Annotated in this window: 21 protein-coding genes; 12 read left to right on the forward strand and 9 right to left on the reverse strand. The window is 51.1% G+C overall.

The genetic code is table 11. The features are described from left to right. Window positions 1-98: 98 nt before the first annotated feature. The 8 genes from JHU38_RS10400 to JHU38_RS10430 form a co-directional block, all read right to left on the reverse strand. A complete protein-coding gene (locus JHU38_RS10400) occupies window positions 99-854 on the reverse strand; it encodes an exodeoxyribonuclease III (RefSeq protein ID WP_107581278.1) in 756 nt (251 codons plus the stop codon). An 18-nt stretch (window positions 855-872) separates the two neighbouring features. Continuing rightward, complete coding sequence (locus JHU38_RS10405; protein ID WP_158267271.1) at window positions 873-1,505, reverse strand: DUF4840 domain-containing protein; 633 nt, start codon at window positions 1,503-1,505, stop codon at window positions 873-875. Window positions 1,506-1,567: 62 nt separating this feature from the next. After that, on the reverse strand, window positions 1,568-2,161 hold the full coding sequence (gene folE, locus JHU38_RS10410) for a GTP cyclohydrolase I FolE (RefSeq protein ID WP_107581276.1): 594 nt from the start codon (window positions 2,159-2,161) through the stop codon (window positions 1,568-1,570). A gap of 89 nt (window positions 2,162-2,250) precedes the next feature. Then, window positions 2,251-2,985 carry an SPOR domain-containing protein gene (locus JHU38_RS10415; protein ID WP_107581275.1) on the reverse strand — a complete coding sequence of 245 codons (735 nt, stop codon included), beginning with the start codon at window positions 2,983-2,985 and terminating at the stop codon, window positions 2,251-2,253. A 91-nt stretch (window positions 2,986-3,076) separates the two neighbouring features. Continuing rightward, the gene (gene tpiA / locus JHU38_RS12455) at window positions 3,077-3,838 is read right to left on the reverse strand and encodes a triose-phosphate isomerase (protein WP_232369934.1); all 762 of its coding nucleotides are present in this window, start codon (window positions 3,836-3,838) and stop codon (window positions 3,077-3,079) included. Window positions 3,839-3,875: 37 nt separating this feature from the next. Further along, complete coding sequence (locus tag JHU38_RS12460) at window positions 3,876-5,147, reverse strand: BT_3928 family protein (RefSeq protein WP_232369935.1); 1,272 nt, start codon at window positions 5,145-5,147, stop codon at window positions 3,876-3,878. Next, window positions 5,134-5,682, reverse strand: a complete 549-nt coding sequence (locus JHU38_RS10425; protein ID WP_107581274.1) for a DUF1599 domain-containing protein — start codon at window positions 5,680-5,682, stop codon at window positions 5,134-5,136. Before JHU38_RS10425 ends, JHU38_RS12460 begins: the two co-directional genes overlap by 14 nt. A gap of 57 nt (window positions 5,683-5,739) precedes the next feature. Continuing rightward, window positions 5,740-6,150: a hypothetical protein gene (locus JHU38_RS10430; protein ID WP_107581273.1), complete on the reverse strand. Its 411-nt coding sequence runs from the start codon at window positions 6,148-6,150 to the stop codon at window positions 5,740-5,742. Between the two features lie 124 nt (window positions 6,151-6,274). On the opposite strand from JHU38_RS10430, the gene JHU38_RS10435 reads away from it, so the two are divergent. Next, a complete protein-coding gene (locus JHU38_RS10435) occupies window positions 6,275-7,735 on the forward strand; it encodes a CCA tRNA nucleotidyltransferase (protein WP_107581272.1) in 1,461 nt (486 codons plus the stop codon). A 350-nt stretch (window positions 7,736-8,085) separates the two neighbouring features. Here JHU38_RS10435 and JHU38_RS10440 read toward each other — a convergent pair whose 3' ends face one another. Further along, complete coding sequence (locus tag JHU38_RS10440) at window positions 8,086-8,250, reverse strand: hypothetical protein (RefSeq protein ID WP_207859369.1); 165 nt, start codon at window positions 8,248-8,250, stop codon at window positions 8,086-8,088. Between the two features lie 216 nt (window positions 8,251-8,466). On the opposite strand from JHU38_RS10440, the gene JHU38_RS10445 reads away from it, so the two are divergent. From JHU38_RS10445 to gpmA, 11 genes are all read left to right on the forward strand, one after another. Next, window positions 8,467-9,660, forward strand: coding sequence for an efflux RND transporter periplasmic adaptor subunit (locus tag JHU38_RS10445; RefSeq protein ID WP_107581271.1), 1,194 nt, complete (start codon window positions 8,467-8,469; stop codon window positions 9,658-9,660). A 9-nt stretch (window positions 9,661-9,669) separates the two neighbouring features. Beyond that, window positions 9,670-12,957, forward strand: a complete 3,288-nt coding sequence (locus tag JHU38_RS10450) for an efflux RND transporter permease subunit (RefSeq protein WP_107581270.1) — start codon at window positions 9,670-9,672, stop codon at window positions 12,955-12,957. Then, window positions 12,944-14,344, forward strand: coding sequence for an efflux transporter outer membrane subunit (locus JHU38_RS10455; RefSeq protein ID WP_107581269.1), 1,401 nt, complete (start codon window positions 12,944-12,946; stop codon window positions 14,342-14,344). The genes JHU38_RS10450 and JHU38_RS10455 overlap by 14 nt, the downstream gene beginning before the upstream one ends. A gap of 59 nt (window positions 14,345-14,403) precedes the next feature. Further along, window positions 14,404-15,186 (forward strand): acyl-ACP--UDP-N-acetylglucosamine O-acyltransferase, encoded by a 783-nt coding sequence (lpxA, locus tag JHU38_RS10460; RefSeq protein ID WP_107581268.1) that lies wholly within the window; start codon window positions 14,404-14,406, stop codon window positions 15,184-15,186. Window positions 15,187-15,829: 643 nt separating this feature from the next. Continuing rightward, the gene (locus tag JHU38_RS10465; RefSeq protein WP_232369936.1) at window positions 15,830-19,126 is read left to right on the forward strand and encodes a SusC/RagA family TonB-linked outer membrane protein; all 3,297 of its coding nucleotides are present in this window, start codon (window positions 15,830-15,832) and stop codon (window positions 19,124-19,126) included. Window positions 19,127-19,157: 31 nt separating this feature from the next. Next, on the forward strand, window positions 19,158-20,735 hold the full coding sequence (locus JHU38_RS10470; RefSeq protein WP_107581266.1) for a SusD/RagB family nutrient-binding outer membrane lipoprotein: 1,578 nt from the start codon (window positions 19,158-19,160) through the stop codon (window positions 20,733-20,735). Between the two features lie 23 nt (window positions 20,736-20,758). Further along, window positions 20,759-21,994, forward strand: coding sequence for a glycoside hydrolase family 18 (locus JHU38_RS10475; RefSeq protein ID WP_107581265.1), 1,236 nt, complete (start codon window positions 20,759-20,761; stop codon window positions 21,992-21,994). Window positions 21,995-22,014: 20 nt separating this feature from the next. Further along, window positions 22,015-23,199, forward strand: coding sequence for a DUF1735 and LamG domain-containing protein (locus tag JHU38_RS10480; RefSeq protein ID WP_107581264.1), 1,185 nt, complete (start codon window positions 22,015-22,017; stop codon window positions 23,197-23,199). Between the two features lie 22 nt (window positions 23,200-23,221). Beyond that, on the forward strand, window positions 23,222-24,268 hold the full coding sequence (locus JHU38_RS10485) for a BT_3987 domain-containing protein (RefSeq protein WP_158267270.1): 1,047 nt from the start codon (window positions 23,222-23,224) through the stop codon (window positions 24,266-24,268). Window positions 24,269-24,668: 400 nt separating this feature from the next. Further along, window positions 24,669-25,724, forward strand: coding sequence for a class I fructose-bisphosphate aldolase (locus JHU38_RS10490; protein WP_107581262.1), 1,056 nt, complete (start codon window positions 24,669-24,671; stop codon window positions 25,722-25,724). Window positions 25,725-25,792: 68 nt separating this feature from the next. Then, complete coding sequence (gpmA, locus tag JHU38_RS10495; RefSeq protein ID WP_107581261.1) at window positions 25,793-26,539, forward strand: 2,3-diphosphoglycerate-dependent phosphoglycerate mutase; 747 nt, start codon at window positions 25,793-25,795, stop codon at window positions 26,537-26,539. Window positions 26,540-26,817: the final 278 nt, after the last annotated feature.

Here is a 26,817-nt window from a genome sequence, read left to right on the forward strand (position 1 = left end):
CCGCTCCCATAAACGATTGACAGATTTATATGACTTCATCGCTTGCAGACTTGTCTCCACAAATGATCGAGTGAGCGATGAAATCGTAAGGGGTATGTTTAGAAGTCTTCGAGTTCCAATTCTACCGGACAATGGTCGCTGCCGTAGATTTCCGTGTGAATACTTGCTTGCTTCAGATGTTCACGTAGGCGGTCGGAAATGAGGAAATAGTCGATGCGCCAGCCTGCGTTTTTCTCTCTGGCGTGAAAGCGATAGCTCCACCAACTGTAAGTTATCTCCTCAGGGTGTAGCGTTCTAAAGGTATCGGTGAAACCATTGGCCAGCAACATTGTCATTTTTTCACGTTCTTCGTCGGTAAATCCCGCATTGCGGCGGTTTGTCTTTGGGTTTTTGAGGTCTATTTCCTCATGCGCTACATTCATGTCGCCGCATACGATGACCGGTTTTATCCGGTCAAGGGAGCGCAGGTAGGCTTGGAAATCTTCCTCCCATTTCATTCTGTAATCTAATCTTTTGAGCCCGTCTTGTGAATTAGGCGTATAGACAGTAATAAGATAGAAGTTGCTATATTCCAAGGTGATAACACGTCCTTCGTGGTCATGCTCATCTATCCCGATACCGTATTTTACACTTATTGGTTGATGACGCGTGTAAATAGCCGTACCGCTGTATCCTTTCTTGTCGGCATAATTCCAGTAACTTTCATACCCTTTGAAGTGCAGATCCAACTGCCCGGCCTGCATTTTCGTCTCTTGGAGACAGAAAAAGTCTGCGTCCAGCAGTGCAAAAGACTTTTCAAAATCCTTTCCTACAGCTGCACGCAGGCCGTTTACATTCCATGAAATGAATTTCATATACTCGATTACGGTTTGTTACCTTTTCGTTCTTACAACGAACGCGTTGTTGATAGAGTAGGTCGCATCATCAATCTTAAGGTCTTTGACAAGAAGATAGAAAAGGTTCTGACCTTTGTAATATTGCATGATAGGATAGTAAAGATAGTCTGCGGACAGCTGGGTGGCGATGAAAGACAGCTCACATTTCTTGTTGTCGGCGGTGGTGAAGCTGAGTTTTAAGTCCTTGGGCACCAGTGAATATTGGTAGAATTGATTATTCCACTCTTCCGTCCTGATAACATAAGGCGCATAGATCGTAGCTGTCAGATTCTGTTCCGGCGTGTTGTTGAGCACATCTTTAGCAGTATTATTGTTGGTATAGTTGGCAAATTGCTTCAGTGGCAACGAGGCAATGGTCAGCGTTGAGTCTTTGCCGGAAATCTGCCAATTCAGCGCAGTCGAATCTCTCTTCTGCGTGGCAGTGTTAACGTAGTACATCCAACCGGTGTAATTACCCGTCGCCGCATTCAACATCTGCATACGTTGATCATGTGTCAGGTATGAATAGTTCTTCCTCTGGTCGTCATCGTTGTCGCCGAGGCACGAGCTCAATGATGTAATCGTCATGACGCACATCATCAGTAAGAATAAATAATTGACTTTTTTCATTGTTGTATGTGATTTAAAAAACATGTTATTGCTGTATAAGTTCAGGTTGGGTGGTAATCTAATCAAATTCGTTTTGATTCCCCACGCAGCAGATTCATAAATTCCTCGCGCGTCTTTGCCTGATTGAAAGCGCCACTGAAGTCACTTGTCGTGGTGATGGCGTTCTGTTTTTCTACGCCACGCATCTGCATGCACATGTGTTTGGCCTCCATGACGACCATCACGCCCATGGGTTTCAGCGTGTCTTGAATACAGTCTTTAATCTGTTGGGTCAGCCTTTCCTGTACCTGCAGACGGTGGCTGAAGATGTCGACGACCCGCGCTATCTTGCTCAGTCCTGTGATATAGCCGTTCGGAATGTAGGCTACGTGTACCTTTCCGTAAAAAGGCAGCATGTGGTGTTCGCACATCGAGAAGAAATCGATATCCTTCACGATAACCATTTGATTATATTTTTCTTCAAACAAGGCGTCGGTCAGCACCCTGTGTGGGTCTTGCGCATAGCCGCGAGTCAGCACTTGCAGGGCCTTAGCCACTCGCATAGGGGTCTTCTGTAGCCCATCCCGTTCAGGGTCTTCGCCCAACAGCTTGAGGATCGACTCATAGTGAGCTGCCAATTGTTCGAGACCTTCTCTGTATTCTGTTTCCGGATTCATATCAATAGAATTGTCTAAAAAGCGCTTCTTGCCATGTACCGAAGTCTTTAAGGGGTTTCATCCGGGGCAGAAAGCGCTTTCTTTCTGCTTTAATATTGCACGGTGATTTTTCCTCTTACGATACAAGCCTGTTGATAGCCCATGGCTTTAATCTGCTGAAGCATGTGGTTGGCCTCTTCAAACGACCGGTAGTTGCCTACCCTACATATCCATCGGGGCGAGTAGAAGTGAACATAGACCGGCTGGTCGAGGAATTTCATCTTTATGTCTGAACCGATTTTCTCGGCTTTGATTCTGTCTTCTCTTGAGTTGCCACCGGCATATACCTGCACGCGGTAGCCTGTTATTTTGTAACTTCTGCGCATAATTTTCTTGCGCATGTCAACAGTCGGAATGTCCATCCCGGCTTCTTCCAGACTCTTTTGTTCAGTCGATTCCGTTCGTTTGTCGGTCTCGGGGCGTTCGTTTTCTTTCTTCTCGGCCTCGTGACGTTCTGTTTTAGTAGAATCGTGCTTGGTCTCCCGTGACGCCTCTTTCTTGATACTGTCGGGCTCCGCGGTCTTTTTATCCGGCTTTGGCGTTTTCTTTATGCTGTCGTTTTGGGTGGCATGTGACGTCGTTACAGGCTTGTTCTTGGCCTGCGAAGTCGTTTGCTTAGTATTGGCAGTTGTGCCATTCACTAAGTCTTCTATCTGTTTGCTTTGATGAATCGTCACGCTTCCTTGCCCATTTTGTTTCTTCTGAATGTGCTCGGTAAAAGTCTGCGCCTGGGTTGTTGCTATTCCGCAGATCAGCATGAAGAATAATGTGACGAAAAATTGCATAGTTGCACAAATTAAGTAATATATGGGGTGGGCTGCACTACCATTTGTTAAGCGGTGTCTACCCACCCTATACAGGTCTATTTACTTGCGATTACTTTTTCCAAGCGTCGATAATACCCTTGAAATCAGCACACTTCAAAGAAGCGCCACCGATCAAACCGCCATCGATATTGGGCTTAGAGAAGAGCTCGGGAGCGTTTGAAGCCTTGCAGCTGCCACCATAGAGGATTGATGTCTCGTCAGCAACCTCTTGCCCATACTTCTCCGCAACAATCGAACGGATGTAGGCCAGCATCTCTTCCGCTTGATCGGAAGTAGCGGTTTTACCTGTACCGATAGCCCAGATAGGCTCATAAGCGAGAACGATGTTCTTCCATTCTTCAGCAGTTAGATTGAATACGCTGCCATCAAGTTCGTTTTTAACAACCTCATTCTGGCGGTTAGCCTCGCGTTCTTCAAGTGTTTCGCCGCAGCAGAAGATAATCTTCAAGTCGTTAGCCAGTGCCAACTGAACCTTTTCCTTCAGGATTTCGGCAGTCTCACCATAATACTCGCGACGCTCTGAGTGGCCGAGAATAACGTACCGGGCGCCTGTGCTCTTCACCATTTCGGCAGAAACCTCACCCGTATAGGCACCCTTGGCCTTATCGGCGCAGTTCTCCGCACCGAGAGCGACAACGCTCTGGTCCAACACATCGGCAACCTTCGCAAGATGAATGAATGGAGTGCAGATTACAACTTCGCAGTTAGGTTTATCAGCTTTCATGGCTTCATTGATCTCATTTGCCAGCGTGATACCGTCTTGCAGGTTCATGTTCATTTTCCAGTTGCCTGCTACAATTTTCTTTCTCATTGTTTTTATTTATTAATTAAATGTTAAGATATGACTGTTATTGTCTCTTTTTGAATTTAACATATCTGGTCCAAGCCCATGTACGGTCTGCCAATGTGAGCAGAAAGAGGGGCAACACGAAGATCATCACGATCTGTAGGATTCTTTCGGGCAGCGGATTGTCGGGCTGTCGTCCTTCTTCTAATTGTGCCAAAGGTTTGCTATCCGCTTTCAGTTGGGGCAGGTTGTTATGGCTCCACTTACGAATAATTCGGCCATCTTTCAGCAGTATAAGTCCGGGATTACTGCGAATCATCGTCTTCAGCGTCGTTTCGTCGGTTGTCGCAAAGGGATATTGGGCTCCTGTGCATTCTGTCCATTCCCGAATCTTGTCTTTGGTGCTGGCCGTGAGGCAGTAGAACGATATTTTTTGAGCCTTGGCATAGTCGTAAAGATGATTGATTTCACCGAAGTTGCTGTCGTCGGCGTATTCAATGTGAGGCGAAATGAGCAGGAACGTATAGGCTTTGTCGTTCAATACCGAATCTGTCAGCATTTCTCCGTTATATTCTATCGAGAAATCATGTATTGGCGGTACGTATCCTTCTTCTGTCTGGATGGTCTTACTGTCCACAAATTCCCAAGTGGAATCCGGATAATTATTCAGCGTAAACTCCTTTTTGACGCCGTTCTTCTGTAAGATGAATGTCGTTTCGAATTTCGGTTGCTTAGCTCCCGCCGGTATTTTGATACCTTCCCGTATGCTTGCGCCGACATGATAGGGCCTGAAATCGAACTGTGGAAGGAAGTAGAGGCTGTAGACACTGCTGGCCAAGATGAACAAAATGGTATAGTTCATCACGATCCATTGGTTGTTTCGGCTGACAAAGCGCGCCATACGCAACGGCCAGATCATCGCAATGACGGCACAACCGAGCAATAAGATATTTTTAAGCAGCGTCTCTGTATTCATCAAAACAATCGCGTCGCCGAAACAGCCGCAGTCTTTTATCGGATTGGCTATTACCAACCAGAGTGTCACGAGCGTCATCAAGGCCATGAAAACCGTGATGAGCTTTGTCGTAAGACGTCGTCGAATAGCAAAAAGAATAAAGATTCCCAAGCAAAATTCGAGTCCCGATAATGAAATAGAAGTGGCCAATGTTATCCAGTCGGCTACCCAGTCGCGCATTCCAAGTGCTTCCAGATAGTCTTGAATCTTGTATTGGGTGCCCAGCGGATCAATTGCTTTGATGTAGCCCGAGAAGATAAAGGTGAGCGCCAGAATAAATCTGCTGACGTTGACAATGATAGTCTTAAATCTGTTCATTTAATTTGATCGCGCCGAATACGGCGTAATTGATAATATCCATGTAGTTGGCGTCGATTCCTTCGCTAACAAAAGTATGGCCGTGGATATCTTCTATTTCCTTTACTCTTTGCAGTTTGGTAAGTATAAAATCGGTATAGCTGCTCACTCTCATCGAGCGCCATGCTTCGTCGTAGTCGTGATTCTTCTTCAACATGAGATTCAGTACTTCTTGCGCATGGTTGTCATAAAGGCACAAAGCTTCGTCAGGATTGATGTCTACCGTGTCCGCAAAGCCTTTTTCCAATTGGATAAGGCCCACGATACCATAATTGATGAGGGCGATGAATTCCGGTCTGATGCCTTCGCCCACCAGCGATTCTCTCTTGATTTCGAGTGAACGGATGCGCTTGGCTTTGATATAGAGTTGGTCGGTCAGAGAGGCGGGGCGTAAAATGCGCCATGACGCGCCGTAATCGTGCAGCTTTTTGCGGAAAAGCTCACGACATTCGCTCATGACAGCCTTAAACTGTTCTTCCGTATTTTGAATGCTCATTGTTTCAAAAAACTTGTTGGCTGCAAATTTACTGATATTATGTGAAATATCCAAATTTTACTTTTCTCTCATTTTAAAGCGAATGACCCTTACCGTGCCGCACAACGCTTCGTAGCGTGCTTGCAGTGAATCGCGTTTCACGCCCAGCATATTGCGCCTGTAGCGATCGGCCTCGTGAGGTATCGAAGCGATGGTAGCCTGCAGCAGCGAGTCTGTTTTGCCAATATCTAATTGGGTCAGTTTAAGCGAAGCCTCTTGCCAGATGCGGAGCGCTTTCTTGCGTACTTCAATGGCCTTGGGATATTCCGCTCTTAGTTTCAGTATGGAATCGAGTGCCGGCTGATACTTACCCGAAGCATAGAGCTGCTCTATTTGCCGCAGTTTGGCCCGGGCTTGCTGATCATCTGAGGTCTGGCACGACAATAGGAACAGTCCTCCCAATAAGTAAAATATGATTTTCGACTTCATTCTTGCAAAGTTATAAAATTAATGGAACATGCTTTTCGCGCCCTCGCCAATAAATAATAATCTGTGTTAATCTCTGTAATCTGTATCGTTTTTTTTATACCTTTGCGTTGTTAAATTCAGAATAATGCGAAATCTTTCCAATGCCGACCTGGCACAATTACTCAATAATGACATCTTTCATAAAATCTCCGAAGCGGCCGATTCGTTACGTCTCGATTGCTATGTAGTGGGCGGTTACGTGCGCGACCTGTTTCTTGAGCGTCCCTCCGCCGACATAGATGTCGTGGTGGTGGGCAGCGGCATACGCGTGGCTGATGAACTGAAGAAGCTCTTGGGCAAGCGTGCTTATATCTCAGTGTTCCGTAATTTCGGTACGGCTCAGGTGAAATATAAGAATACTGAAGTAGAATTTGTCGGCGCACGAAAGGAAAGTTACAGTCATGATTCGCGTAAACCGATTGTCGAAAACGGCACACTCGAAGATGACCAGAACCGCCGCGACTTCACCATTAACGCCATGGCTGTATGTCTTAATGCCGATCGCTTTGGCGAGTTGATAGATCCTTTCGACGGAATCTGCGATCTGGAGGATGGTATTATCCGCACACCGCTCGACCCTGACATCACTTTCAGCGACGATCCGCTGCGCATGTTGCGCTGTGTTCGTTTTGCCACCCAACTGGGCTTTTATATCGATGACGAAACCTTCGATGCCCTAAAGCGCAATGCTGATCGGCTGAAAATCATCAGCGGGGAGCGTATTCAGGAGGAACTGAACAAGATAATCTTGTCTGCTCATCCCAGTAAAGGCTTTTATTATCTGCGCGAGAGCGGTTTGCTCGACCTCGTTTTGCCCGAGTTGGTGGCCCTTGACGTGGTGGAAACGCGTAACGGACGTGCCCATAAAAACAACTACTACCACACATTGGAAGTACTGGAAAATCTTTGTCGGGCCCAAAGTCAGGAAGAAGCTCTTGGAAAAGACCTCGGCGAACATAAATTATGGTTGCGCTGGGCTGCCTTGCTCCACGATGTGGGTAAGCCTAAGAGCAAGCGATGGGACAATGTTCAGGGCTGGACGTTCCACAATCACAACTTCATTGGCGCGAAAATGGTGCCCATTATCTTTCGTCGGCTGACGCTCCCTTTGGATTCGAAGATGAAATACGTGCAAAAGCTCGTCGAGCTTCACATGCGTCCCATCGCCATTGCCGACGAGGAAGTGACCGACAGTGCCGTGCGACGTCTGGTGAATGACGCCGGCGACGACATCGGCGACCTAATGATGCTGTGCGAAGCCGACGTGACGAGCAAGAACAGCCAACGCAAACAGCGGTTTCTTAATAACTTCAAACTCGTCAGAGAAAAGATTTCTGACTTGGCCGAGCGTGACTACAAGCGGCTGTTGCAACCTGTTATCGACGGCAATGAGATTATGGAAATGTTCCATTTGGGACCTTCGCGCGAAGTGGGTACGCTGAAACAGACGCTGAAAGACGCCGTGCTTGACAACAAGGTGCCTAACGAGCGTGAGCCGCTGATGCAGCTGTTGATGCAAAAAGCCAAGCAGATGGGATTGGTCTGACTTTTCCGTTTCAGCCCTTTTTGTACGCCTGAAGCTATCCCCCTGCAGACTATATGGGGGGAAGAAAAAAGAGGTTATGATGTAAAAGGGCCGGTAGAAAATTAGTGGGGACAATGTTTACAAGTGTCAATGATAGCTACCGCGCCCTGAATTATCTTTACATATACCATCAAAAAAGTGGCATTATTTTGAAAAAGAAAAGACTTGGACGAAAATAATCGATTGTAGAGCGAGTTTATAAAGCTCTGGTTATCAACATATTGTGCTTTTCAGCGTATTTTTCCCTCGCTTTTTTACCCTTAATCGCTATGCTTTTAGGCCGTAATCGCGGCCCTTTCGTCGGCTAAAAGCTATGCTTTAGCAGCGTAATCGCTATGCTTTGAGCCGATAAAAGCATAGCTTTTGGTATAAAAGGATATAAAAATCGGCAAATCAAAGAAGTTTTTTGCCATTTCGGCAGCTGGATGAAGCGTTGCAGAAGTGTTAAAATCAGGTAGTTTTTTCTGACAAATCATGGAAGCGCTGAATCTATTGGCTCCAAACAATTAGGTATTCTTTATAAAAAGAGTTAAAAGAGAGTGTCGTCGTTTGTAGTTGTGAGGATATTATTCGTACATTTGCACATCAAAACTAAGCAATTGTGGAGAGTTTTCTTTGCTTAGTTCGAAGAGAGAATTTCATGTGTGGGGATAGTATTCCTTTGAAGTTTAACAGATATAATATAATAAGGTATGAAAATTAAAAGTCTTTTGTTAGTTGTGGCTGTTGCCGCTTCGCTCGTTTCTTGTGGCGGCGGCGGTGGAATGCCTAAGTTCGGTGACGATGAGTTCCCTGTTTTGACCCTCGGTTCGAGCAGCGCCTCCATGCAAACCACCTATCCGGCAACGATAAAAGGTATTCAGGACGTGGAAGTTCGTCCGAAGGTTTCGGGCTTCATCACGAAAGTATATGTACACGAGGGCCAGGCTGTATCGGCCGGACAGGTGCTCTTCAGCATTGACAGCGAGACCTATCGTGCCGCCGTTCAGCAGGCCCAGGCCGGCGTCAATACAGCCAAGGCACAGCTGAATACAGCCCGGCTGACCTACGAAAACAATAAAAAGCTATTTGAGAAAAACGTCATCGGTCAGTATGAACTCTCGACGGCGCAGAATACCTACGCCACGGCGCAGGCTTCCGTAGCCCAGGCGCAGGCCGCTTTGGCTTCGGCCAAGGAGCAGTTGAGCTGGTGTCAGGTGATAAGTCCGTCGGCCGGCGTCATCGGCAGTCTGCCGTTTAAGGTAGGCGCGTTGGTGAGCGCTTCCAACGCGTTGACCACCGTGTCGGAAATCGGAACCGTAGAAGTGTTCTTCTCTATGTCTGAAAGCCAGATTCTCAATCTTACCAAGAGCGCCGGTAACGTCAACGCGGCTCTCAACGCCCTTCCGGCCGTGAAGTTGCAGTTGGCCGACGGTACGGTTTACAATCATCCGGGCAAGGTGGTCAAGGCCAGCGGTGTCATCGACCAGTCTACGGGGGCCGTTACGTTGATAGCCCATTTCGCCAATCCCGAAAAGCTGTTGAAGAGCGGTGGAGCAGGGCAGATCATCATTCCCAACGACAACAATGCCGCCATTCAGGTGCCACAGGAGGCTTGCTCCGAAGTGCAGGACAAAATATTTGTCTATAAGGTCGGTAAAGACAATAAGGTGGTTTATAGCGAAATCAAGGTGGATCCACAGAACGACGGTAACAACTATATCGTCACTTCAGGTCTGAACGTAGGAGACCGCATCGTCGTGAAAGGTATCACGAAGCTGACGGACGGCCAGGCCATCAAGCCCATTACCGTCGAAGCGTATCAGAAGAAGTTGAGCGACGCGGCCAAACTTGCCGAAAGTCAGAATACGGCCAAGGGGTTTATCGACGCAATGAAATCTAAATAAACAAACGATATGACATTTACAAACTTCATAAAACGCCCGGTACTGTCGACGGTGGTCTCCATCTTCTTCGTCTTGCTGGGCATCATCGGTCTAGCTTCGCTGCCTATTGAGCAGTATCCTGACATCGCTCCACCGACTATTATGGTGGTGACGACCTATCAGGGAGCCGATGCGCAGACCGTACTGAACTCCGTTGTAACTCCGCTTGAGGAGAGTATCAACGGCGTGGAGAACATGACTTATATGTCGTCTACCGCTACCAACGCGGGATCGGCCATGATTACGGTTTATTTCAAGCAGGGGGCCGATCCCAACATGTGTGCGGTCAATGTGCAGAACCGCGTGCAACAAGCCCAGGCCTTACTGCCGGCCGAAGTCACCCGTGTGGGTGTGACGGTGAGCAAGCGCCAGTCGTCCAACGTCATCATGTATTCGTTGACCACCGATGATTCCCGTTACGACGGTCGGTTCCTGACCAACTACAACAACATCAACATCATTCCGCTTTTGAAGCGTATCAATGGTGTGGGCGACGTGCAGAGCCCTTCCATGGCCAGCTACTCTATGCGTATCTGGCTGAAGCCCGAAAAGATGAAGATTTACGGTCTTGTTCCGTCTGATATCTCGGGCGTTCTGGCCGAGCAGAACATCGAGGCCGCGCCGGGATCGCTGGGCGAGAACGGTACGGTGGCTTTCGAGTACGCCCTGCGCTACAAGGGACGTCTGAAGAAAGCCAGCGAGTTTGAGAATATATTGATCAAAAGTTCGACCACCGGCCAGACCCTCCGGCTGAAGGATGTGGCCGATATAGAGCTTGGTTCGCTGCAATACAACGTGAGTCTGATCAACAACGGACACCCTGCCGTGATGGGTATGGTCAATCAGATTGCGGGTTCCAACGCTACGGAGATAGCCACCGACGTGAAGAAAGCGCTGGAAGAAGCCAGCAAGACCTTCCCGCCGGGACTGAAATACACCATCGAACAGGATACCACCGAGTTCCTTTTCGCCTCGATCGAGGAAGTTATCATGACGCTGTTCATCACATTGGTGCTCGTGTTCCTTGTGGTTTACGTTTTCTTACAGGACATGCGCTCGACGCTGATCCCGTTGATTGCCGTTCCGGTAGCCTTGGTCGGTACGTTTTTCTTCCTGTGGGTGTTTGGCTTCTCCATCAACCTGCTCGTTCTTTCGGCCTTGCTGTTGGCCATCGCCATTGTGGTGGACGACGCCATTGTGGTGGTTGAGGCCGTGCATGCGAAGCTCGATCAGGGCTATCAGAGTGCTCTCACGGCTTCCATCGATGCCATGAACGAGATTTCAGGAGCCATTATCTCCATCACGTTGGTTATGTCCGCCGTGTTCGTTCCCGTGTCGTTCCTCGGTGGAACGTCGGGCACGTTCTATCGTGAGTTTGGTGTAACGATGGCGGTGTCTATCGTTATCTCGGCCGTCAACGCCCTTACGCTGTCGCCGGCCTTGTGCGCCATCTTGCTGAAGCCCCACGACAAGGAGAAAGACCATAGCAACGCTACGTTCGTCAGTCGTTTCCACAGCAATTTCAATCGTGTGTTTGAGCGCACGACGGAGAAATACAAGAAAGGCGTTACCTTCATCATCAATCACAAATTAGTGGCAGGCGGCTCTATCGCGGTGGGCATCGTGGCTCTCGTCGTGTTGATGTCGACCACCAAGACCGGCCTTGTGCCCAACGAGGATACGGGAACTTTGTTTGTCATGATTTCGGCCGCGCCGGGTACCAGCCAGGAACGTACGCGGCAAATCGTGAACGAGGTGGACAGCATGCTGGCCGGCAATCCCGCCATCCAGCGTCGCGAGGCCATCATCGGCTACAACTTCGTAGCCGGTCAGGGTTCTGACCAAGCCACCTTTATTATTAAGCTGAAACCCTTTGAGGAGCGTTCGGGCGGTTTTATAGCCCGTATCAAGAACGCGATTGCCAACGCCGACCCGATGGCGCTGTTTGTCAATCCGCTCGAAGCCAACTCGGTGCTGGGCATGATCTACAAGCAGACGGCCTCCATCAAGGACGCTCAGATTCTGGCTTTCGGTCCGCCGATGATTCCGGGCTTCTCCGTGCAGAACGGTATCACCATGACGATGCAGGACAAGACCGGCGGCGACTTGAACAGGTTCTTCAATCTGACGCAGAGTTTCCTGAAAGAGCTGAACACGCGTGATGAGATTCAGACCGCAATGACCACCTATAACCCCAATTATCCGCAGTACATGGTGGATGTCGACGTGGCCAAGACCAAGCAGGCCGGCATTTCGCCGAGCACGGTTCTCGCTACGCTGCAAGGTTATCTGGGCGGTCTCTACGCGTCAAACTTCAACGCTTACGGTAAGTTGTTCCGTGTTATGATTCAAGCGAATCCCAATGACCGCCTTCGTCCCGACCAGTTGAGCAACATCTACGTGCGTACGGCCAGCGGGCAGATGTCGCCCGTCTCGGAGTTCTGTACGCTGAAGCGCGTCTACGGTCCGTCCAATATCGCCCGTTTCAACCTCTTTACGGCCATCAACGTCAGCGTAACGCCGGCTACCGGCTATTCCACCGGCCAGGCCATGCAGGCCATTGCCGAAGTAGCTAAAAACACGCTACCGGCCGGTTACGGCTACGAATACTCCGGTCTGACCCGTTCGGAGGCGGAGAGTAGCAATACCACCGCTTTGGTGTTCGTGCTGTGTCTGGTGTTCGTCTATCTGATTCTGAGTGCCCAGTATGAGAGCTACATCCTCCCGTTGGCTGTTATTCTCTCCATACCGTTCGGTCTGGCCGGCGCGTTCATCTTTACGCAGCTTTTCGGTCACTCCAACGACATCTACATGCAGATCTCGCTGATCATGCTGATTGGTCTGTTGGCGAAGAATGCCATCCTTATCGTGCAGTTCGCCCTCGACCGTCGTAAGACCGGCATGGCCATCCGCTATTCCGCCATCTTGGGTGCGGGTGCCCGTCTGCGTCCTATTCTGATGACGTCGTTGGCCATGGTCATCGGCCTGCTGCCACTGATGTTCGCTTCGGGCGTTGGAAAGAACGGTAACCAGACGCTGGGTGCCGCCGCCGTGGGTGGTATGTTGATCGGTACCCTCTGCCAGATTTTCGTCGTGCCGGCCCTCTTTGCGGTCTTCCAGTGGTTGCAGGAACGCTTTACGCCTATCACTTTCGAGGATGAGGAAAATCACGAGGCCGCGGCCGAGCTTGAACAGTATGCCCATGCAAACGGTGCCGCGACACCACTAAACTATAAGAACCAATATGATGAAAAGTAAGATCAATACAATGCTCGTACTGGGACTTGCGGCGCTCACGCTGAGTGGCTGCAAGAGCCTGTACGGCCGATATGAGCGTCCCGACGTAAAGACGACAGGACTGGTGCGCGACGCCGTGTCGGACAACGATACGCTGGCCGTGACTGATACGGCCGGTTTCGGCAATCTTCCATGGCGCGACGTCTTTACCGACCCTATCCTGCAAGGCCTTATCCGGCAGGCTTTAGACAACAACACGGACCTGTTGAACGCCGCGCTCAATGTGGAAATGGCCGAAGCGCAGCTCAAGGCCGCCAAGCTATCTTTCCTCCCTTCTTTCAATTTCAGTCCGCAGGGAACCATCTCTTCATGGGACGGAGGCAAGGCAACCCAGGTCTACAGCCTTCCGCTGAATGCCAGCTGGAATGTCGACCTCTTCGGTACGCTTCTTTCGTCGAAGCGTGCCGTGCAGGCCGCGTTGCTGCAAACGAGAGACTATCAGGTGGCCGTCAAGACCAAAGTCATAGCCGGCGTGGCCAACATGTATTACACGCTGCTGATGCTTGATAAGCAGATGCAGCTGGTAAACGACATGGAGCAGCTGACCAAGGACACCTGGGAAATCATGAAACTCCGCAAAGACGCTGTCGTAGGCATTCGTTCCACCGCCGTCCAGAGCGCGGAGGCCAACTACTATTCCGTTCTGACGCAGAAGACCGATATCCGTCGGCAGATTCGTGAGACGGAGAACTCGCTCTCGTTGCTTATCGGCCAGCAGGCCCAGACCATTGCCCGCGGCAAGATGGACGACCAGCTGCTGCCCACCGACTTTTCTACGGGCGTGGGCTTGCGGCTGCTCAATAATCGGGCCGACGTGCACGCGGCCGAGATGAGCCTGGCACAATGTTTCTATAATGTGCAGACCGCACGCAGCCGCTTCTATCCCGGACTGAATATCAGTGGCAGCGGCGCCTATACCAACAGTGGCGGGATGGGGATTGTCAATCCCGGCAAGCTGTTGTGGCGGGCCGTTGGTTCGCTGACGCAGCCCATTTTTCAGAACGGCAGGCTCATCGCGGGACTGAAAGTGGCCAAAGCGCTGTACGAACAAGCCTACAACACCTGGCAGAACGCGATACTGACAGCCGGCAGCGAGGTGAGCAACGCGCTTGTAAAGTATAATTCCTCTTTGGAAAAGTCAAAGATAGAAGAGAAACAGATAGAAGTGTTGAAGAAGAACGTGGAGGACACCAAGGACTTAATGGTAAGTTCCCGCACCACCTATCTCGAGGTGATTACAGCTCAAAGCAGTCTTCTCAACACCGAACTCTCCAAGGTTGCCGACGATTTCAGCCGCATGCAGGCCATCGTCAACCTATACTCCGCCTTGGGTGGAGGCGCCAGATAGGATGATTATATTCACCCGGCGCGTTTCACATTCAACGTTCAACATTCAACATTAGTATTATGGCAAGTGAAATAAGTGCGAAAGCTGAAGTTTCTCCCAAGGCGAAAATAGGAGACAACTGCAAGATATTCCCCTTCGTCTATATTGAGGACGACGTGGAGATCGGCGACGATTGCATCATCTTCCCCTTTGTAAGCATTCTCAACGGAACCCGTATGGGCAGAGACAACAAGGTGCATCAGGGCGCCGTCGTGGGAGCGCTTCCGCAGGACTTCCAGTTCTGTGGCGACAAGACCGAACTGATCATAGGCGACGGTAACATCATTCGTGAGAACGTGGTCATCAATCGTGCGACCCACTGTGGCGGACGGACCGTCATCGGTAACCGTAACTTCCTGATGGAAGGCTCTCATATCTCGCACGACACCAAGGTGGGCGACCATTGCGTGTTCGGCTACGGCACGAAGATAGCCGGCGACTGCCTGATCGGCAACGGCGTCATCTTCTCGTCATCGGTCATCGAGAACGGCAAGACCCGTGTGGGCGACTGCGCGATGATTCAGGCCGGCACCACCTTCTCGAAAGATATTCCACCTTATATCATAGCAGGCGGCAAGCCTGTCGGTTACAACGGTCCCAACAACACGATGATGACCGCCAACGGCGTGGATGAGAAGGTGCAGAAGCATGTGGCCAATGCCTATCGTCTGGTGTTCCACGGCCAGAACAGCGTGTTCGACGCCGTGTTGCAGATCAACGACCAGGTTCCCGACGGTCCGGAGATACGTAAAATCGTGGACTTCATCAATTCCACGAAATTAGGAATCATCAGTAAAATGTAGCTTCATACCTTTGCATTTTACATGAAATAAGGAAGGGTTGGTCCCTGATATGCCCCCGAAAGTCAGTCAAAAAACTTTCGGGGGCTTTTATGATGGCAATAAAGAAAAGAATATCTGGGCTCTCTCTCGTACAAACTCGGAAGTCGTAGTTCGTCAGACATCACGGCAAACGGCGGCAGGCTTGCCGGAGTTCGGCAAACGTCAAGGTATAACAGGTGTTAAATACCGAAGTTCGGCAAACGTCAAGGTATAACAGGTGTTAAATGTCGAAGTTCGGCAAACGTCAAGGTATAACAGGTGTTAAATGCCGAGCTTCGGCAAACGCCAAGGTATAACAGGTGTTAAATGCCGAGCTTCGGCAAACGTCAAGGCAAAACAGATGTTAAATGCCGAAGTTCGGCAAACGCCACGGCAAACGCCGGCAACCTTTCCCGGCGCGTGGAAAACACCAAACCAAAAGGAATGTTTTTTTTTAGTAAGGGTTGCTATTTGGGTTCTCTCTCGTGGGAGTTTTTTTTTCAGTGAAATTAAAATATTGTCATACATGAATACGTAATTTTCGATTGAGCGTTGTTATGAGTTATAGCAGTGAATTTCAAATTACATATTAATAACTTAAACATTTTAATTTCGTATCCTAATCATGGACAAGAAACACGATGAACATGGCTTGAGGTTGTGCAAGGCTATTCTGGCGCTCTTCCTCCTCTGTATTCCGATGCAGCGGACGTGGGCCCAAGTTAGCTTTTCCACGCAGCGCGCCAAGCTCGAAACAGTGATTAAACAGTTGAAAGACAAGTCGAAGTATCGCTTCTTCTACAACGACGCCTTGGCAAAGGTGGAAGTCAACGCGGTCCAGGCCAAGGACGAGTCGCTCAAGAGTATTCTCGACAAGCTTTTCGCGGGCACCGGCATCGGCTACCGCATTGTAGACAACGTGGTCTATCTGTCGAAAGACGGGAAAAACGCCGCGCAGAAGCCGCAGCAAAAGAAAGTGGCGGCCCATGTGGTGGAAGGAACGGTAACCGACGCTGCCGGTGAGCCGCTGATCGGCGTGAGCGTTCAGGTGAAAGGCACGTCGCAGGGCACGGTGACCGACCTCAACGGCCGTTATTCTTTCACCACCGAGGAAGCCAATCCCACGCTCGTATTCTCTTATATCGGCTACAGTACGCAGCAGGTGGAACAGAAGCAGCGTGGCAAGATCGACGTGATGATGCGCGAAGAGAGCCACACGCTCAATGATGTCGTGGTGACGGCGTTGGGTATCAAACGTTCGGAAAAGGCGTTGAGCTACAACGTGCAGAAGCTGGGAGGCGACAACGTGAACACCGTGAAGAACGCCAACTTCATGAATTCGCTCAGCGGCAAGGTGGCCGGTGTCAACATCAACGCTTCCGCGGCGGGCATGGGTGGCGCCACGCGTGTCGTGATGCGTGGTCCGAAATCCATCACGCAAAGCAACCAAGCGCTGTTCGTCATCGACGGTATTCCCGTGACCGACCGCAGTCGGGGCGAGATCACCGGCGGAAGATATTCCGACCAGCCGGGCTCCGAGGGTATTGCCGACGTCAATCCCGAGGATATCGAGAGCATTTCGGTGCTCAGCGGTCCGGCCGCCGCCGCGCTCTACGGTTCGGCCGCCGCGCAGGGCGTCATCATGATTACCACGAAGAAGGGCAAGGAAGGCAAGGTCAGCGTGACGGTTTCCAACAGCACGCAGTTTTCCCGACCGTTCGTCATGCCCGAGTTTCAGACGTCTTACGTCAACAGACAAAACGAAGTGATGACCTGGGGCGACAAGCGTGCGTCGCAGTTTGGCACGTACAATCCCAAGGATTTCTTCAATACGGGAACCAACGTGCAGAACAACGTGTCGCTGACGACGGGCACCGACAAGAACCAAACCTACCTTTCGCTGGGTACGACCAATGCCAAGGGTATCATGCCCAACAACGCCTACAATCGTTACAATCTCACTTTCCGCAATACGACGAGCTTTCTGGCCGACAAGATGACGCTCGATTTCGGCTTCAACTATATTCTGGAGAACGACCGGAACATGACGGCGCAGGGGGAGTATTTCAACCCGCTCACGGGTGTCTATCTCTTTCCGCGGGGCGAGAGCTTCGACGCGGTGCGCACGTTTGAACTTTGGGACCCCAACCGGAAAATCTACAAGCAGAACTGGAATTTCGGCGACGCGCTCAGCATGCAGAACCCTTACTGGGTGGCCAAGCGCATGAACCGCACCAATAAGAAAGGCCGCTATATGGTCAACGGCAGCTTGAAGTATCAACTTGCAGAGTGGATTGATATCACCGGCCGCTTGCGCTGGGACGACGCCGTGACCAAGCAGGAGGATAAACGCTACGCGTCGACGATCAATCTCTTCGCCCATTCCGACTACGGCTACTACGGTTACGACAAGATCAACGACCAGAATCTCTACGGCGACTTGATGGCCAACATCAACAAGACCTGGGAAATTTTCAGTATCGGCGCCAACGTCGGCGGTTCTTTTTCGCGCACCAAGTACGATGTGACCGGCTTTCGGGGCGGCTTGAAGGCTCCGTCCAACGTGTTTTCGCCCAATGCCATCGACTATAGTCAGGTCACCAATGACAACAGACCAATCTACGAGCTCAACAAGCATTACATCAATTCCCTGTTCGCCAACATTGAACTGGGCTGGCGCAGCATGCTCTATATGACGCTTACGGGTCGTAACGACTGGGATTCGGCCCTCGACGGCACGGCCCACAGCTCGTTCTTCTATCCGTCGGTAGGTATGTCGGCCGTCATTTCGCAGATGGTCCGGCTTCCGAAGTTCATCAACTACATGAAGATTCGCGGCTCTTGGGCCTCCGTCGGCTCGGCCATCAAGCCCAATATCTCCTCGCTTTGGCGCTACAAGTACGATCCGTCGTCGGGCACTTATGGCACTGTGACCTACAAGTTTCCCGAAACGTTCTATCCCGAACGCACCGACTCATGGGAAGCCGGCCTCACCGCACGCTTCTTCAACAACGCGCTGACATTGGACGTGACCCTCTATCAGTCCAACACCCGCAAGCAGACTTTCCTACGTTCCATCCCTACGGCGCAGGGTTATGACCACGAGTATATCCAGACGGGTAATGTCCGCAACCGTGGTATCGAGCTTTCGCTGGGTTTCAACAAGGCTTGGGGCGCGTTCGAATGGAACACGACTTTCACCTACAGCGCCAACCAGAACAAGATCATCCGGTTGCTCGACGACCCGAAGGAGACCCTCAATATGGGTGGACTCAACGGAATCGACCTCATCCTGCGCAAAGGCGGTACGATGGGTGACGTCTATACCACGACCGACTTCAAGTATGACGCCGACGGTAACGTTGCCCTCGACAAGACCGGTAACGTCATGCAGCGCACGTTGACCAATCCCGTCTATCGTGGTTCTGTGCTGCCGAAGGGCAATATCGGCTTCTCCAACGAGTTTTCCTACAAGGGCGTGACGCTCGGCTTCCTCCTCACGGCCCGCTTGGGCGGTATCGTCATGAGCCAGACACAGGCCTATCTCGATCAGTTCGGCGTGTCGAAGGCTTCGGCCAAGGCCCGCGATAACGGCGGTGTCGCCGTCAACAGCGGCAAGGTCGACGCCGAAGGCTATTACGCCGTGGTCGGTGGTGGCAATCCGATATGGTCGGAATACATCTACAGCGCCACCAATGCCCGTCTGCAGGAGGCCCACCTCAGCTACACGCTGCCCAAAAGTCTCCTCAAGACCGTGCGTGTGACCCTCGGTCTGACGGCCCACAACCTTTTCATGCTCTACCGCAAGGCTCCGTTCGACCCAGAGTCGACGGCTTCTACCGGTACCTATTATCAGGGATTCGACTATTTCATGCAACCCAGCCTTCGTTCCGTAGGCTTCAACGTGAACGTGAAATTCTAACTTGTAAAACCGTAATTTAGACATCAAGACAATGATCAGAAAACATATTCATGGCGCAGCCGCCATCAGTTTGATTGCATGGATGGGCTTGGGAGGCCTCACGTCGTGTACGGCAGGCTTTGAAGAAGCCAACCGTCCGGGCAATGCCGCCTCGGCCGAAGAGCTGGGACGCGACAACTATACCGTCGGTTCTTTCCTCGTGCAGATGCAGAATGCCGTGTTCCCCGAGCAGGAGAACGCCTATCAGATGGATGAAGACCTCATCGGCAACTATCTGGGACGCTACTTCACCTATGTCAATCATAATTTCAACAGTGCCAACTTCACCACGATGAATGCCCCCGCGGGTTGGGTGAACTGGCCTTTCAAGAACATCACGCCTAAGTTCGTGTCGGCGTTTAAGGAGATAGAGCGGCTCGGCGAGGGCCGGAAGGATATCAACTACGCGTGGGCGCTCATCCTGCGAGCCCAGGGCTATCTGCGGCTGACCGACAAGTACGGCCCGTTTCCCATCGGTTTGGAGAAAGACGCCGATGCCTACTCGTCGCAGGAAGCCATCTACAACAAGCTGATAGCCGACCTCGACGAGGCTTCCGAAATATTGAAGAACCAGATGGGCGACAACGATGGTCTTATCGTCAGTGCCATGTATGACAAGGTTTATGGCGGAAAGGTGGCCAACTGGCGCCGTTTTGCCCATTCGCTGAAGTTGCGCATGGCCGTCCGTATGCGCTTTGCCGACCCTGAGAAGGCGAAGAAATACGGTGAAGAGGCCGTTGCCGCAGGTGTCATTACGCAGAACGACCAGAACTGCACCATCGCTTACGTGCCGCTGGGCTTGCATAAGACTTCCGTGGAGTGGGGTGACAGCCGCGCCTGCGCCGACATCGAAAGCTACATGACGGGTTTTAACGACCCGCGCCTGAATAAATATTTCAAGGAGCCTGCGGAGCGTTCGCCCGGCTCCAGAGCTATCATCGGCTGCCGGGCCGGTGCCAAGATCGGTAACAAGTCGGTGGCTGTGCCCATTTATTCGGCAGCCAACGTGGAGAGCAACACCCGTGGTATCTGGCTCACGGCTGCCGAGATGGCCTTTTGTCGGGCCGAAGGCGCCTTGGCTAATTGGAGCGGCATGGGCGGTACCGTTAAGGAATTGTACGAAGAAGGCGTCCGTCTTTCGTTCAGACAGTGGGGAGCCGGCGACGCCGGTACTTATCTCAACGACAGCTGGAGCATGCAGGCTTACTACAATAACGCCCCAGGCGGCTTTGGGAAGAATGCTCCCCGCGTGAGCGATATCACCATCCGGTGGAATGACGATGGCACGGAAGAGGAGAAATTAGAGCGCCTGATAGTGCAGAAATGGATCGCGCTCTTTCCCGACGGACAGGAAGCGTGGAACGAAATACGTCGCACAGGCTATCCGAAAGTGTTCGACGTAGACCAGAGCACAGGCTCTTACAATATCAAAGTGCCCAATCGCATCCCATTCTCCAGTACCGAAATCACGGAGAACCCTGAGAATCTGGCCAAGGCCAAGCAGCTTCTGGGCGGTGCCGACGACTACGCTACCATGATGTGGTGGCAGAGAGCAAGACATTCCAAATAACCTATATTACAACGAAAATAGAAATGAAGAAGCTATATAAGAAAATTCTGTTGACCGCCGGCGTCATTCTGAGCATGACCGCATGCAGCGACGCCCTCGATACGGAAATAAAAGATCCGGCCAATCTGACCGTGACCAACCGCAGCGAAGCTTACTATGAGCAACTGCGTAATTATAAGAAAAGCGACCATCCCGTAGCGATGGGCTGGTTCGGTGGCTGGACGGGGCGCAGCGCCTCGCTGAAAAGTTCGCTGGCCGGCTTGCCCGATAGCGTAGACTTCGTGTCGCTGTGGGGCAACTGGAAAAATCCTACCGAATCGCAGAAGGAAGACTTGAAGTTCGTACAGGAGAAAAAAGGCACCAAGGTGCTCATCTGCTGGCAGATACATGATATCGGCGACCAGCTCACGCCCGACGAGCCGGCCGACTGGAAGGAGAAAAATCCCGGTAAGAACTTCCGTCACGAGTTCTGGGGATGGGGCTATGAGCAGGAGCAACAGAAGAAGGCCGTGGAAAAATACGCCCGCGCCATCCTTGATACCATTGCCAAATACAATTACGACGGCTTCGACTTCGACGCCGAGCCTTATATTCCGCAGATCGGATTCCAGCCTCAGGAAGAATTGTGGAAGGCAGAGGGGATGATGACTTACTTTATCGAACTGCTCTCCAAGGAGCTGGGCCCGCGCTCGGGTACAGGCAAGATGCTCGTCATCGACGGCATGCCCGAGAGCATTGACGCCAAGCTGCATGACTGCTTCGACTATTTCATCCTACAGGTGTATCACGACAAAGATTCAGGTTACAGGGACGCGTCGTCTTTCCAAAGTCGTTTTGACAAGCAGTACGCTCACTACAAGGGTGTCATGACGCCCGAGCAGCTCTGCAAGAAGATCATCATGACCGAGAACTTCGAGGATGGTGGCAATATCGAGAGCCTGCGCATCATCATGGCCAAGGGGCAGCAGCATCGTCACGATTACGACGGGCTGGCCGCCGCCAATATGTTGACGTGGGTGACAAGCAACACGAATATCAATACGGGAGCGGTTCACCAGCTGCCCGCGGAAGAACAATACTGGGGTGCCCGTAGCGTGATTGCCTACGCTCTGTGGAATCCTACCTTCAACGGCGTGACCTATCGGAAGGGTGGCCTTGGCACCTTCCACATGGAATACGAATACGACAAGGAGGGCACCATCAATACCTATCCCTGTCTGCGTGCGGCCATTCAACTGCAAAATCCTACCAATAAATAACGATTAACAAGACAAGAAACATGCGTCAATTTTTCTATCATAAAACAATACTGGCCCTTTGCGCGTTGGGACTTATGACTGCCACGTCGTGTGAGGACGCCAAATATACCGTGCTCGAAGACCAGGCATTTATCGATCAGACCAAGACTAACGGCAATACTACCCGCAAAGTGGTGGTGGAAGATGAAGGGGAGACAGAAACCAGTTTCAAAGTTCTGCTATCGAAGCCCACCGACGAAGACTGCTCGTTCGGCTTGGTCATCGACCAGGAGGCCCTCGACCGCTACAACAAGGACAACTTCACCAACTATAAGGTGATGGCGCAGGCAGGCTACAGTCTGTCGACACAGGAGATCAAGATAGCGAAGGGCGAGAGCCAGTCGGCCTTAGTGAACATCAAGGTCAAGCCTTTCACGGAAGAACAGAAGAAGGCCGCGGAGAAATTCGCCCTGCCGCTGAAGCTCGTCAGTAAAGACGGCAAGAAAGAAGTGCTCGTTTCGGGCGGGTCCATTGTCTATCTGTTTGACAACGTGGTGCGCCAGGCCGTGCCTACTTATAATAAGACCAACGTGATCAAGTTTGAGCTGAAAGATGACTTGGAACTCACCGAGTGGAGTGTGGAGTACTGTGTCAACATCGATAATCTGGGTACCCACCTTGGCGAAAAGAACAATCAGCAGCTTTTCTGTGGCTGGGGCAAGGACGGCGGTGAAATCTTCTCGCGCTTCGGCGACGCGCCTATCGAGGGCAACCGCATGAATATCAAGACCCAGGGACAGCAACTCAACAGCAACATGAAGTTCTCTACCAACACTTGGTACCATATCGCGATCGTCTGCTCGGGCACTTCGTTGAAACTCTATGTCAACGGCCTACTTGACAACAGCGTGCCTCTGCCGGGCAAGGTGACCAAAATCAACAAGAACAACGTATGGTTTGGTAATAGCACCGAACGCGACAAATGGCTCAAGGCCAATGTGATGGTCAGCGAGTGCCGTCTCTGGACGCGGGCTCTCTCGCAGTCGCAGATTGTCAACAATATGTATGCGGCCGATCAAGGCTCTGCCGGTCTCTACGCTTATTTCAAGTTCAACGAAGGTAGCGGCGATTCGTTTGAAGACGCACGCAAGAACGGCAACACGGCCCATGTTGACGGTGCGGGCAACATTACGTGGACGCCCAACGTGAGAATTGATGGAAAATAGAATCTTTTATGCAGCAATCAAAATGAAAACAAATAATATACAGAACTTCCTCAAGAGCATGTCGGCGGCGCTGTTGCTGCCGTTAGCCCTGACCGCCTGCCAGAGCGAACCCGAAGTAGGTTCGACGCTCTATCCTTCCGAAGGCGACGAATACAAGGCTGTGGCCTATATCGACAACCATCTTTATAATCCCAAGAATTCGATGAAAACCGTTTATGCCCAAGCCGGAACATCGCCTAATCTTGAAATTCCTGGCGACACGCTGCGCTTGCACGTGAAGCTGACGGCTGCCGCCGATAAAGACCTGACCTTCAATCTAAGGATAGACAACACGAAGCTCAGCCAGACCGAAACCGAGAACGTCCAAGTGGTCGGCGACGACGCCTACAAGCTGGAGCGCAAAACGGTAACAGTGAAGCAAGGCCGATTGCAGTCGGACGAGGCTTTCGAAGTCGTGCTGAACGACAAGTCGAAGACGCTTCTGGAGATGAAGGACGGTGGTAAAGGCTTGACAGCCTTCACCTTCGACGGCTCCGACGGTATCAAGCTGAGCGAGAAGTATAATACTTTCAGATGGGAACTGGGCAAAGAAGTGCATTGGGTGAATCCGAACGGTACGGTCGACAACCTGAAAATGCTGGATGTTCATAGCTATGACGTGTTGACGAACTACAGCATGCCGGGAATGGAGTTGAGTGACGATAATAAGGATAATTACGCAAGATTCCTTATCGGTACGCACAAGACTTCCTGGTTGCGTGTCAACCTTCATGAAGAGACGCCCATCGCTGCCATTCAGCTTACGCCGGCGGGAATGTTTTGGGGCGACCGCCTCTACGTCCTCTTTATGAAAGAGGTTGAAGTACTTGGATCCAACGACGGTGAGACATATTTCCGTCTGGGTTATGCCACCTGTCCCTTTGTTCCTACGGCAGCCCAGGAGCCTTGGAATATCGTGTTCTACTCGGCGCAACCGGTCAAGTATCTGGGTATTCGCACGATATCGACTTTCTCGTCTTCCCAAGAAAACAATCCTGTCTTTGTGTCTGAAATGCGACTTTTCAGGTAAGACAATCCCTTTTTTGAGCGATGATTTTATAAGGGTTCATCCCTTACTTTCTAAAAGCAGCCCTTTCGCCTCCTGAAAGGGCTGCTTTTAGCATGTAAAAGTGTAGCTTTTAGTGGCTAAAAGCACAGCTTTTGAATTTCGATAATCGGACTATTATTTTCGGCCGTGAAGCTGTTGCTTTGGTTTGCGTAAGTGAAGAGCGTGTTCATTCGGGTAACTTTCCCGGTTGCGATAGTTACAATTGATGTTTTTTCTTTAATAAACATAAAATACTAATAAATAGGTATTGTTCATACTTAAATAAAACTATATATTTGAATATAATATAGTTGCTTTCATTAGGAATGAGGTTCTATACGCAGTGAGAAAGAAATAATGAACCCTTTAATTGATAGGAATTATGAACAAAAGAATTGCTAATTTGTTGGGCGACAAGGCGGAATACTATTTGTCGCATGAGTGTAAGACGATAGACAAGAGCATGGTCTATGCGCCGGGAGCGGACATCATCGATCGCGTGTGGATGGACAGCGACCGGAACATACGCACGCTCGACAGCTTGCAGACACTCTTCGGACATGGTCGGCTGGCCAACACCGGCTACATGTCTATTCTCCCCGTAGACCAGGGCATAGAGCATTCGGCCGGTGCGTCGTTTGCCCCCAACCCGATGTATTTCGATCCCGAGAACATCGTTAAGCTGGCCATCGAGGGCGGATGCAATGCCGTGGCTTCTACCTTTGGCGTATTAGGAGCGGTAGCCCGGCGCTATGCCCACAAGATTCCGTTTATCGTGAAACTGAACCACAACGAACTGCTCACCTATCCCAACAGCTACGACCAGGTGATGTTCGGCACCGTGAAGGAGGCCTGGAACATGGGAGCTGTGGCCGTGGGCGCCACCATCTATTTCGGATCGGAAGAGAGCCGCAGGCAGATTGTAGAAGTGGCGCAGGCCTTCGAATATGCCCACGAACTGGGCATGGCCACCATCCTGTGGTGCTATCTGCGAAACAACGGATTCAAGAAAGACGGCGTGGACTATCATGCGGCGGCCGATCTCACCGGACAAGCCAATCACATCGGCGCCACCATCAAGGCCGACATCGTGAAACAGAAACTGCCTTCGAATAACGGCGGATTCAAGGCCATCGGCTTCGGGCGGACCAGCGACCGCGTATATACCGAACTCACCACCGAGCACCCCATAGACCTCTGCCGCTATCAGGTGGCCAACGGCTATATGGGGCGTGTGGGACTGATCAACTCGGGCGGAGAGTCACACGGGGCTTCCGACCTGAAGGACGCCGTCATCACGGCCGTGGTCAACAAGCGGGCCGGTGGTATGGGACTCATCAGTGGGCGGAAGGCTTTCCAGAAACCCATGAACGAGGGCGTGGAACTGCTCAACACCATTCAGGACGTGTATCTCGACAAGGACATCACACTTGCATAGACCGACAAACGGGAAAGACAAAAGACTTCAATTTAAATATTCAAACAGACAACAGAAAGTATTTTTTTATGAAAAGAATCGTATTATTGCGCCACGGCCAGAGCCGTTGGAATCTTGAAAACCGGTTTACGGGATGGACCGATGTAGACCTCAGCGAACAGGGAATGGCAGAGGCCCTGCAGGCCGGAGAAGACTTGAAGAAGGCTGGCATCACGTTCACACATGCCTATACATCTTATCTCAAACGGGCAGTGAAGACGCTCAACTGCGTGCTCGACAGCATGGACCTCGACTGGATTCCCGTGGAAAAGACGTGGCGACTGAACGAGAAACACTACGGACAACTGCAGGGACTCAACAAGAGCGAAACGGCCGAGAAATATGGCAACGAACAGATACACATCTGGCGGCGCAGCTACGATGTGGCACCGGAGCCCCTGAAGGATACCGACGAACGGAGCGCCAAGCAAGACCCGCGCTATGCCTGCGTGCCCGACGCGGAACTGCCACGCACGGAGTCGCTCAAGGACGCCATCAAACGGGTGATGCCCTACTGGGAGTGTGAGATTTTCCCCCGACTGAAACAGGAAGACAGCCTGCTGGTGGTGGCCCATGGAAACAGTCTGCGAGGAATCGTGAAACATCTGAAGAACATTTCCGACGAAGCCATCTCCGAACTCAATCTGCCGACAGCCGTGCCCTACGTGTTCGAGTTTGACGACGAACTTCGCTTGACGAAAGACTACTTCCTCGGCGATCCTGAGAAAATCAAGAAGCTCATGGCTGCCGTGGCCAACCAGGGCGTAGCCAAATAAGTGATTTCTTAAAAGGAAGTCTGATGAGAATAGGCCCGTAGGCCTTTCGTGGAAAACTTATACCATCTTATTTTTTCCGTCATGCCGTCACGTTTGTTGTAAGCCGGAACCATCTGATGCGCTTAGATGGGAGGGCGCAAAAGTGACGGACATGGCGGAAAAATGTTTAAATCATAAATCCAAAATTCGGCAAAAAGCTCTTCCGTCACCGTCTTGTGGAGGCTTTCCTGACTTCGTCACCTAAAAAGCATATATTTTGTAATTAATTGATAAACAAC

The organism is Prevotella illustrans (assembly GCF_017426725.1).
Taxonomy (GTDB): Bacteria; Bacteroidota; Bacteroidia; order Bacteroidales; family Bacteroidaceae; genus Prevotella; species Prevotella illustrans.

What these genes read in the sequence shown, in the direction of transcription:
- JHU38_RS10400 (WP_107581278.1), bottom strand. Translation starts at nt 854, where the DNA reads ATGAAATTCATTTCATGGAATGTAAACGGCCTGCGTGCAGCTGTAGGA.
- JHU38_RS10405 (WP_158267271.1), bottom strand. Translation starts at nt 1,505, where the DNA reads ATGAAAAAAGTCAATTATTTATTCTTACTGATGATGTGCGTCATGACG.
- folE (WP_107581276.1), bottom strand. Translation starts at nt 2,161, where the DNA reads ATGAATCCGGAAACAGAATACAGAGAAGGTCTCGAACAATTGGCAGCT.
- JHU38_RS10415 (WP_107581275.1), bottom strand. Translation starts at nt 2,985, where the DNA reads ATGCAATTTTTCGTCACATTATTCTTCATGCTGATCTGCGGAATAGCA.
- tpiA (WP_232369934.1), bottom strand. Translation starts at nt 3,838, where the DNA reads ATGAGAAAGAAAATTGTAGCAGGCAACTGGAAAATGAACATGAACCTG.
- JHU38_RS12460 (WP_232369935.1), bottom strand. Translation starts at nt 5,147, where the DNA reads ATGAACAGATTTAAGACTATCATTGTCAACGTCAGCAGATTTATTCTG.
- JHU38_RS10425 (WP_107581274.1), bottom strand. Translation starts at nt 5,682, where the DNA reads ATGAGCATTCAAAATACGGAAGAACAGTTTAAGGCTGTCATGAGCGAA.
- JHU38_RS10430 (WP_107581273.1), bottom strand. Translation starts at nt 6,150, where the DNA reads ATGAAGTCGAAAATCATATTTTACTTATTGGGAGGACTGTTCCTATTG.
- JHU38_RS10435 (WP_107581272.1), top strand. Translation starts at nt 6,275, where the DNA reads ATGCGAAATCTTTCCAATGCCGACCTGGCACAATTACTCAATAATGAC.
- JHU38_RS10440 (WP_207859369.1), bottom strand. Translation starts at nt 8,250, where the DNA reads ATGATTTGTCAGAAAAAACTACCTGATTTTAACACTTCTGCAACGCTT.
- JHU38_RS10445 (WP_107581271.1), top strand. Translation starts at nt 8,467, where the DNA reads ATGAAAATTAAAAGTCTTTTGTTAGTTGTGGCTGTTGCCGCTTCGCTC.
- JHU38_RS10450 (WP_107581270.1), top strand. Translation starts at nt 9,670, where the DNA reads ATGACATTTACAAACTTCATAAAACGCCCGGTACTGTCGACGGTGGTC.
- JHU38_RS10455 (WP_107581269.1), top strand. Translation starts at nt 12,944, where the DNA reads ATGATGAAAAGTAAGATCAATACAATGCTCGTACTGGGACTTGCGGCG.
- lpxA (WP_107581268.1), top strand. Translation starts at nt 14,404, where the DNA reads ATGGCAAGTGAAATAAGTGCGAAAGCTGAAGTTTCTCCCAAGGCGAAA.
- JHU38_RS10465 (WP_232369936.1), top strand. Translation starts at nt 15,830, where the DNA reads ATGGACAAGAAACACGATGAACATGGCTTGAGGTTGTGCAAGGCTATT.
- JHU38_RS10470 (WP_107581266.1), top strand. Translation starts at nt 19,158, where the DNA reads ATGATCAGAAAACATATTCATGGCGCAGCCGCCATCAGTTTGATTGCA.
- JHU38_RS10475 (WP_107581265.1), top strand. Translation starts at nt 20,759, where the DNA reads ATGAAGAAGCTATATAAGAAAATTCTGTTGACCGCCGGCGTCATTCTG.
- JHU38_RS10480 (WP_107581264.1), top strand. Translation starts at nt 22,015, where the DNA reads ATGCGTCAATTTTTCTATCATAAAACAATACTGGCCCTTTGCGCGTTG.
- JHU38_RS10485 (WP_158267270.1), top strand. Translation starts at nt 23,222, where the DNA reads ATGAAAACAAATAATATACAGAACTTCCTCAAGAGCATGTCGGCGGCG.
- JHU38_RS10490 (WP_107581262.1), top strand. Translation starts at nt 24,669, where the DNA reads ATGAACAAAAGAATTGCTAATTTGTTGGGCGACAAGGCGGAATACTAT.
- gpmA (WP_107581261.1), top strand. Translation starts at nt 25,793, where the DNA reads ATGAAAAGAATCGTATTATTGCGCCACGGCCAGAGCCGTTGGAATCTT.